Annotated in this window: 7 protein-coding genes; 4 read left to right on the top strand and 3 right to left on the bottom strand. The window is 75.2% G+C overall.

Annotated elements, in window-relative coordinates; translation table 11 throughout:
- The 3 genes from B0E53_RS03310 to B0E53_RS03300 all read left to right on the top strand — a co-directional run.
- Positions 1–1517, top strand: a 1517-nt coding sequence (locus B0E53_RS03310; protein ID WP_348639641.1) for an FtsX-like permease family protein, incomplete at its 5' end; no start/stop codon positions are given.
- Between the two features lie 66 nt (positions 1518–1583).
- Entirely contained in the window at positions 1584–2063 is a 480-nt protein-coding gene (locus B0E53_RS03305) for a nitroreductase family deazaflavin-dependent oxidoreductase (RefSeq protein ID WP_107074590.1), read from the top strand.
- A 109-nt stretch (positions 2064–2172) separates the two neighbouring features.
- Positions 2173–2910 carry a hypothetical protein gene (locus B0E53_RS03300; protein ID WP_107074589.1) on the top strand — a complete coding sequence of 246 codons (738 nt, stop codon included), beginning with the start codon at positions 2173–2175 and terminating at the stop codon, positions 2908–2910.
- Between the two features lie 15 nt (positions 2911–2925).
- On the opposite strand, the gene B0E53_RS03295 is transcribed toward B0E53_RS03300, so the two are convergent.
- Both B0E53_RS03295 and map read right to left on the bottom strand, forming a co-directional pair.
- On the bottom strand, positions 2926–3642 hold the full coding sequence (locus tag B0E53_RS03295; protein WP_107074588.1) for a VIT1/CCC1 transporter family protein: 717 nt from the start codon (positions 3640–3642) through the stop codon (positions 2926–2928).
- Complete coding sequence (gene map / locus B0E53_RS03290) at positions 3639–4496, bottom strand: type I methionyl aminopeptidase (RefSeq protein ID WP_107074587.1); 858 nt, start codon at positions 4494–4496, stop codon at positions 3639–3641. Before map ends, B0E53_RS03295 begins: the two co-directional genes overlap by 4 nt.
- A 94-nt stretch (positions 4497–4590) precedes the next feature.
- On the opposite strand from map, the gene B0E53_RS03285 reads away from it, so the two are divergent.
- Positions 4591–4905, top strand: a complete 315-nt coding sequence (locus B0E53_RS03285) for an STAS domain-containing protein (protein WP_246835200.1) — start codon at positions 4591–4593, stop codon at positions 4903–4905.
- Between the two features lie 22 nt (positions 4906–4927).
- Here the strand turns inward: B0E53_RS03285 and B0E53_RS03280 are convergent, their stop codons facing one another.
- The gene (locus tag B0E53_RS03280; protein ID WP_107074593.1) at positions 4928–8584 is read right to left on the bottom strand and encodes a SpoIIE family protein phosphatase; all 3657 of its coding nucleotides are present in this window, start codon (positions 8582–8584) and stop codon (positions 4928–4930) included.
- Positions 8585–8699 lie beyond the last annotated feature (115 nt).

The following is an 8699-nucleotide window of genomic DNA, read 5'->3' as shown; positions in this document are numbered from 1 at the left end:
CGCTGGCCCCCGCCTGGGCGGCGGCCCGGCAGGACGTGGTGGCCGGGCTGGCCGGCAGGCGTGAGCCGCCGCGGCCGGGGCGCCGCTGGCTGGTGCTCGGGCTGCTGTTCACCGTGGCCGGGGCCGCCCTGGCCGCGTTCGGCGCCACCCGGACCACCCCGACCGGCGTCCTGGCCGGGGTGGTCCTGGGCGAGTTGGGGCTGGTCTTCTGCACCCCGACGCTGACCGGTGTCCTGGCCCGGACCGGCCGGCTGCTGCCGCTGGCGCCCCGGCTGGCGCTGCGCGACGCCAGCCGCAACCGCTCGTCGGCCGCGCCCGCCATCTCCGCCGTGATGGCGGCGGTGGCCGGCAGTGTGGCCCTGGGCGTCTACGTGGCCAGCGACGACGCCCGGCAGCGAGCGGCCTGGCAGCCCGGCCTGCCCCCGGGCCACGTGCTGCTCCAGCACACCGACGGGCGGACCACCGGCCCGCTGCCCACGGCGGGCGAGGTGGCGGAGCGGGTCCGGGCGGTGCTGCCGGGCGCCACGGTGGTGCCGCTCGCCGCCCCGGACTGCGCCCGGCCGGCAACCCCGGAGGACTACTGCGTCGCCACCGCGGTGCGCCCGCCCGAGCAGCGCTGCCCGTACGACCCGATCGACCCCGGGCCGGCCCCGGCGCGGACCGACCCGCGCTGCGTCCGGCCGTTCCGCGAACCGAGCGACCTCTACCTGCCGGCGCTGGTGGACGACGGGACGAGCCTGCCCGCGCTCACCGGCGCCCCGGCCGAGGAGGTGGCCGCGGCCCGCCGGACCCTCCAGGCGGGCGGGGTGGTGGTCACCGATCCCCGGCAGGTGGTGGACGGGCGGGTCCGGGTGGAGGTCAGCCACGGAACCGGCGAGCCGGCGGCCGCCGGCACGCTGCCCGGGTACGTGCTGCGCGGCGGCCTCCCGGTGGACCGGCTCGTGGTCTCCCCGGCGGCGGCCACCACGCTCGGCCTCGTCGCCGTGCCGCTGGGCTACCTGGTCGACACCGCCGACCCGCCCACCGACCGACAGCGGGACCGGCTGGCCGCCGAGCTGACCGCGATCGCCCCGCTGGCGGTCCAGGTGTCGGCGGCCGGGCCGCCGTCCGACCAGCGCCCGCTGCTGCTCCTGCTGGCCGGTGCCGCCGGCGTGATCACCCTGGGCGCGGCCGCGGTGGCCACCGGTCTCGCCGCCGCCGAGGGCCGCCGGGACCTGTCCACCCTCGCCGCGGTCGGCGCCGATCCCCGGGTACGCCGGGTGCTGTCGCTCTGCCAGGCCGGGGTGATCGCCGGGCTCGGCTCGGTGCTCGGCATCCTGGCCGGCCTCGGCTCGGCGGCCATCATCCTGGTCTCGCTCAACCGGCGGTACGCGCAGTCCTGGCCGGTGGAGCCGCCGTACCCGCTGGTGGTGCCCGGGTCGACGCTGACCGTGCTGGTGGTGGTGCCGCTGGTGGCCATGGTCGGGGCGGCCCTGCTCACCCGGTCCCGGCTGCCGGTGGAGCGCCGGCTGGACTGATCGCGTTCGATCCGCTCCGGCCGGTCGGGGGTGTCGCGGGCGGGGTGCGGCCGGCACACTGGACGGGTGTCCGCCGTGCAGTCCCTCACCCGTCGTCTCGGTCACCGGAAGTGGTTCGCCGCCACCATGCGCCTGCTCGTCCCCGCCGACCGGCTGGTCGGGCGGCTGACGAAGGGACGGGTGGTCGCCTTCGGGCTGGTGTCCTCGCTGGTGCTCACCACCACCGGCCGCCGCTCCGGCAAGCCGCGCAGCAATCCCCTGCTCTACGTGCCGGACGGCGACGCGTACGTGGTGATCGGCTCGAACTGGGGGCAGCAGCACCAGCCCGCCTGGTCGCTGAACCTGCTCGCCCAGCCGGCTGCCGAGGTCGACGTCAAGGGGCGCCGGGTCCCGGTGCGCGCCGAGCCGATCAGTGGCGAGGAGCGGGAGCGGCTGTTCACCCGGCTGGTCGCCGAGTGGCCCGCCTACCGCACGTACGTGGAACGGGCCGGGGGCCGGGAGATCCGGGTGTTCCGGCTGGTCCCGGTGGGTGAGCCGACCACCTGACCCCCGGGCGCGGCGAGGCGGCGGGGCCGGTCCGGCTGGCTAGGGTGGTGGTCGGTCGACGTGCACCGGGTCGCCGCCGGGCGAGCCGCGCGCGGAACGGAGGTGGACCGTGGACGCCAGCGGCGCCGAGCTGGACACCGACCGGTACCTGGACGATCCCCGGTGGCGGGTCGCCGAACGGGTGAGCGACGCGGCGCTGCGCCGGTTCCCGGCGGACGTCCTGGCGGTCGCGGTGCACGGCCCGCTCGCGCACGGCGACGACGACGGCGGCGGCAACGGCGAGGTGGGGCTGCTGGTGGCCACCTACCGGCCGGGCGGCGGGCCGTCGCCGGCCACCCGCCGGGTGGACGGGGTGCTGGTCGATCTCACCGTGGCCGGGGCCGACGACTACCTGCGGCAGGCAACGGCGATCACCGCGCTCTGGCCGCTCACCGCCGACCGGTACGTCACCACCCGCGCCCTGCACGACCCGACCGGCTGGCTGCGGACCCTCCGCGACGAACACCTGGCCCGGCTGGCCCGGGCCCGGCCGGCCGAGTTCACCGCCGCGGCCCGGCAGGCGTGGTACCGGGGCAGCGCGGCGCACGCCCGGGCGCTGCGGCTGGCCGAGTGGTACGAGACCGACGCGGCGCTGCTCATGCTCGGCGAGGCCCGGCTGGCCGCGGCCACCGTGCAGGGGCTGCTGAGCCGCACCTACTTCCGGGACCCGGGTGACGCGGTGCGGCGTACCGGCCTGGCCGGGGCGGACATGACCGAGGTGGGCACGGTGCTGGCCCGCCAGGCCGAGGAGCTGACCGCCCGGGGCCGCCCGGTCGACGGCACCGTGGACGACCTGCTCGGCGGCTGACGCCCACCGGGCTGGTCAGCCGATCCCGCCCTGGATGCCGATCAGTGCGCCGACCAGGTAGGTGGCGCCGGCCGCGAGGGCGCCGAGCAGCAGCTGCCGCAGCCCGCCGGCCCACCAGGGGCGGTTGGTGAACCGGGCCACGATCGCGCCGGCCACGAAGAGCCCCACTCCGCCGACGCCGAGTGCCAGCGCCAGGCTGGTGAAGCCGAGCAGGTAGGTGACCAGCGGCACCAGCGCGCCGACGGAGAAGCAGAGGAACGAGGAGATCGCCGCCGCCCACGGGCTGGGCTGTTCGTCGGGGTCGACGCCCAGCTCCTCCCGGACGTGCATCCGCAGCGCCTCCTCCGGGTTGCGCCGGACCGCCTCGGCGACCTGCGTGGCCAGGTCCCGGGGCAACCCCCGGGCCACCCACGCGTCGGCCAGCTCGCGGGCCTCCGCCTCGGGGTGCCGTTCCAGCTCGCGCCGCTCCTTGGCCACCTCGGCGGCCACCTGCTCGTTGGCCGAGCGGACGCTGGTGTACTCGCCCAGGCCCATCGAGATGGCGCCGGCCACCAGACCGGCCGCGCCGGTGAGGACGACGCTGCGCGGGGAGACCCCGCCGCCGCCGACCCCGGCGATCAGCGCGATGTTGGTGACGAGCCCGTCCATCGCCCCGAACACCGCCGGCCGGAGCCAGCCGCCGGACACGTCCGCGTGGTGCGCCTCGCGCAGCGCCGCCGGGGTCTCGGTCACGGCAGGGTCAGGATCTCGTAGCCGTCGTCGGTCACGACGATGGTGTGCTCGAACTGCGCGGTCCACCGGCGGTCCTTGGTGACCACCGTCCAGCCGTCGTCCCACATGTCGTACTGGTGCGTGCCGAGGGTGATCATCGGCTCGATGGTGAAGGTCATCCCGGGCTCCATCACGTCGGTGGGGCGCGGGCTGTCGTAGTGCGGCACGTAGAGGCCGCTGTGGAAGGACTCGCCGATGCCGTGGCCGGTGAAGTCGCGCACCACGCCGTAGCCGAACCGCTTGGCGTACGACTCGATGACCCGGCCGATCACGTTGATCTGCCGGCCCGGGGCGACCGCCTTGATGCCGCGCATCATGGCCTGGTGGGTCCGCTCGACCAGCAGGCGGGCCTCCTCGCTCACCTCGCCCACGCAGAAGGTGGCGTCGGTGTCGCCGTGCACCCCGCCGATGTACGCGGTCACGTCGACGTTGATGATGTCGCCGTCCTGGAGCACGGTGGAGTCCGGGATGCCGTGACAGATCACCTCGTTGAGGCTGGTGCAGCAGGACTTCGGGAAGCCCTTGTAGCCCAGCGTCGAGGGGTACGCGTCGTGGTCGCAGAGGAACTCGTGGACCACCTTGTCGATCTCGTCGGTGGTCACCCCCGGCTTGCAGTGCTCCCCGGCGAGCTGGGTGGCCTGCGCGGCGAGCCGGCCGGCGATCCGCATCTTCTCGATGGTCTCCGGCGTCTGCACGTGGGACCCGCGCCACTCCTGCGGACGCTTCTTTCCCACGTACTCGGGACGCGGGATGTGGGCGGGAACCGCTCGCCACGGGGAGAGCGTGCCTGGGGTCAGCGGCGCACGGACGGTCATGATGACAGCGTATCGCCGGGCCCCTGGTGACCCCCGCCACGGCCCGCTCGGCCAGGTTGTTGCCGCGCCGCAACCGCTGTGCCATTGTTGCTCCGTGGATCAAGGGGGCGCACCGCCTGTCTTCTCCGCGTCCGCGGAGCTGGACGGTGATCAACTGCGCGTCCGGGTGGCCGGTGAGGTCGACATGGCGACCGCCGACACCATGTACCGGACCGTCCTCGGGGAGGCCGCCCGGCACGTCACGCTCGACCTGCGATCGGTGACCTTCTTCGACTCGGCCGCGATCCACGCGGTGGTCCGGCTGGCCCAGCAGCTCCCCGGCACGCTCACCGTGCTGCCGTCCCGGCAGGTCCGGCGGGTGCTGGAGATCTCCGGCCTGGGCGAGCAGGACTGGCTGGCGCAGGCCTGAACGGCCGCCGCCCGCCGGGGCCTCAGCCCGCCAGCCGGCGGCGCAGGATCAGCTCGGTGCCGTTCTCCGTGCGGGTCACGGTCATCTCGCCGAGCGCCTGGATCAGCGCCAACCCGCGACCCCGGAAGCTCGACCCGCTGGACTCCCGCCACCGGCCGCTGTCGCGGACCGTGGCGGTGACCGTCCGGTCCTCGATGGTCACCTCGACGCCGATCATCGGCTCGGCCGGGGCGACCGGGTGCTCGATGGCGTTGGCGGCGGCCTCGGAGACGGCCACCGTGAGGTCGAACAGGTCGGTCTCGCCGACGCGGTGGGCGACCAGGAAGTCCTCCAGCCGCTTGCGCAGCACGCTGAGCCGGGTCGGGTCGGCCGGCAGCCGCAGCGCGAAGCGGTTCAGCTCGGTCGCCTCCAGCGCGAGCACCGCCACGTCGTCGTGCCGGGTCCGCCCGGCGACCCGCTCGACCACCGCGTCGACCAGGTCGGCGACGTGCTCGCCCGGGGTCGTCGCGTCCGCCCGGAGCTGGCCGAGCCCGGCGTCGATACCGGCCTGCCGGTCCTCGATCAACCCGTCGGTGTAGAGCAGCAGCCGGCCGCCGGGGGCCAGCTCACCCTCGACGGTCCGGTACGCCGTGCCGGGGATCGCCCCGACCGGCGGCCCGAGCGCCCGGTCGTGCAGGAACACCGCGTCACCCTCCCGGATCAGCAGCGGCGAGGGGTGACCCGCGCTGGCGTACCGGAGCCGGCCGGTGCGCGGGGAGAAGCGGAGGCAGACCACGGTGGCGAACGAGCCACCCTCGGTGGAGCCGACCAGCCGGTTGAGCCGGGTCAGCGCCTCGCCCGGGTCGTAACCCTCCAGCACGTACGCCCGCAGCGCGTTGCGGAGCTGGCCCATCGCGGCGGCGGCCCGCACCCCCTTGCCGACCACGTCACCGATCACCAGCACCAGCTCGTCGTCGACGGTGCCGATCACGTCGTACCAGTCGCCGCCGACCTCGATGTCGGCGCTGCCCGGCAGGTAGCGACTGGCCACCACGGCGCCGGGGAGCTGCGGCAGGGTACGCGGCAGCAGGCTGTGCTGAAGGGTGGTGGCGATTTGGTGCTCGGCCTCGTAAAGCTGGGCGTTCTCCAGCCGCACGCCGATCAGCCGGGCCAGCTCGGTGAGCGCCGCCTGCTCGGTGCCGCCGCCCTCCCGGCGCCAGACCCGCAGCTCGCCGAGCTGCTCGTCGGTGGTGCCGGTCAGCGCCAGCACCACCGAGGGCTCGGCGGAGGCGTCCCCGCCGCCGTCCGCCTCGTAGCGGGCGCCGGTGGCGGTGACCACCACCCGGGCGGCCTCGGCCAGGCCGAGCGCGTGCCGCGCGGCGACCCGCACCACCTCGGCGGTGGACCGGGCGGTGTTGATCGCCACCGCGGCGTCGGCGAGCGCCCGCAGCCGGCGGATGATCTGGCCGCGGAGCTGGCCCAGCTCGACGTTGGCCCGGACCCGGGCGATCAGCTCCTGACTGGAGAAGGGCTTGGTGAGGTAGTCGTCCGCGCCGACCGAGAGCCCGGCCACCTCCTCGGCCGCGCCGGCCCGGGCGGAGAGCAGCACGATCGGCACTCCCCGGGTGGCCGGGTTGGCGCGCAGCGCGGTGACCAGCCCGAAGCCGTCCAGCCGGGGCATCATCACGTCGGTCAGCACCAGGTCGAACGGGGAGTCGACGGCCAGCCGCAGCGCCTCCACGCCGTCCGGCACGGTGACCACCTCGTACGACGGGGAGAGCAGCCGGCTCACGTGCTCCCGCAGGTCGGCGTTGTCGTCGGCGACCAGGATCCGGCCCGCTCCGCCCGCCACGCCGACCGGCTCCGGCAGCCCGCCCGGCCGCGCCACCTCGTCGGTCCAGAGCGCGGTCTCGGCGACGTAGAGCCGGGCCTGCTCGGGCTCGCTCAGCGGCACCGGGGCGAGGGCGGCCACCCGGTCGGCGGGCAGGTGCGCGTATCCGAACGGCATCCGCACCGTGAAGGTGCTCCCCCGGTCGACGACGCTGTGCACCTCGGCCGTGCCGCCGTGCATCTCGACCAGCTCGCGGACCAGGGCGAGGCCGATGCCGGTGCCCTCGTGGGTACGGGAGCGGGCACCGGGCACCCGGTGGAACCGCTGGAACACCTGCGGCAGCTCCGGCGGCGCGATGCCGACACCGGTGTCGGCCACCTCCAGCACGGCGACGCCGCCACGGGCACGGACCCGGACCCGGATCTCGCCGTCGAAGGTGAACTTGACCGCGTTCGACACCAGGTTGAGGACGATCTTCTCCCACATGTCCCGGTCGACGTAGACGGGCGCGGGCAGCGGCGGGCAGTCCACCACCAGGCGCAGCCCGGCCCGCTCGGTGACCGAGCGGAAGGTGCTGGCCAGCCGGGCGGTGTAGTCGGCCAGATCGGTGGGCTGGTAGCGGGCGCCCAGCCGGCCGGACTCCAGCCGGGAGAAGTCGAGCACGGTGTTGACCAGCTTGAGCAGCCGCAGCGCGTTGCGGTGCATCATGGCCAGCCGATCGAGGTACGTGTCGGGCAGGGCGCGGTCGGCGAGCAGGTCCTCCAGCGGCCCGAGCACCAGGGTGAGCGGGGTGCGGAACTCGTGGCTCACGTTGGCGAAGAAGTTGGTCTTGGCGCGGTCCAGCGCGGCGAGCTCGGACGCCCGCGCCCGCTCCTGCTCGTACGCCCGCTGCTTGCCGACGGCCCGGGAGACCTGAGCGGCGACCAGGTCGGCGAAGTGCCGGTAGTCGTCGGTGAAGGGCAGCCGGCGGGCCACCCCGAGCAGCAGCACGCCGGCCGGCTCGTTGGTCGCCGTGAGCGGCAGCAGCAGCGCCCGGTCGGCGGCGTCCGGCGGCACCGCGCCGAGCAGTTCGGCGGTGGAGACCCAGCGGGGCTCCTCCGGGGAGTCGTCGGGGCGTGGGGGCCCGCCGGCGATCGTGGCGGGGTCCACCCCGGCACAGCCGGCCAGCGCCGGGACCCCGTCCTCGTCGTGCAGCCAGACGGCGCTGAACGGCACGTCGGGCCGGTGCCCGTCGAGCACCTGGGCGACGGCCCGGCCCAGCTCCACGGTGCTGCGCACGTCGGCCAACTCGGTGCCCAGCTCGGCCAGGGCGCGCAGCCGGCGCTCGCCGACCACCCGCCCGGTGGTCTCGTTGACGAAGCAGAACACGCCGTTCACGCTGCCGTCGGCGTCCCGGATCGGGTCGTACGAGATGTCGAAGTAGACGTCCTCCAGGAAACCGTGCCGGTTGAGCACGAAGGGGTGGTTCTCGCCGCGGTAGGGCACGCCGGTGCGGTGCACCCCGGCGAGCAGCGGCCCGAGCACGTCCCAGGTCTCCGCCCAGTGCCGGCGGGCGGACTGGCCGATCACCGCCGGGTGCTTGTCGCCGATGGTGGGCCGGTAGGCGTCGTTGTAGAAGGCCAGGTGGTCCGGGCCCCAGAACAGCACGATCTGGGCCCGCGAGGAGAGCATCGTGCTGACCGCGTGGCAGAGCGCGAGCGGCCAGCCGTCCGGGGTGCCGAGCGGGGTGGTGGACCAGTCGAAGCCGCGCAGCCGCTCGCCCATCTCGCCGCCCGCGGCGAACGCCGCGGTCAGCAGTGGAGAGAGTTTCGCCTCCCCGGACCCCGTCGACGAATGACCGACGTCCCCGCCCTCCTGGGCCGAGCCCATGCAGCCTCCCGCTCCGGCCATGTCCACGACGACCGGCGCGATCACGCCGGTCGTCCCCGCCTACTACCCCGACGGAGGAGCAACGTAACGCATGTCGCCGGTCGGACGCTGGTTA

Source organism: Micromonospora sp. MH33 (genome assembly GCF_003013775.1).
In the GTDB taxonomy this organism is placed as follows: Bacteria; Actinomycetota; Actinomycetes; order Mycobacteriales; family Micromonosporaceae; genus Micromonospora; species Micromonospora fulviviridis.
This window is presented reverse-complemented; position numbering and strand designations above follow the sequence as displayed.

What these genes read in the sequence shown, in the direction of transcription:
- map (WP_107074587.1), bottom strand. Translation starts at nt 4,496, where the DNA reads ATGACCGTCCGTGCGCCGCTGACCCCAGGCACGCTCTCCCCGTGGCGA.
- B0E53_RS03280 (WP_107074593.1), bottom strand. Translation starts at nt 8,584, where the DNA reads ATGGGCTCGGCCCAGGAGGGCGGGGACGTCGGTCATTCGTCGACGGGG.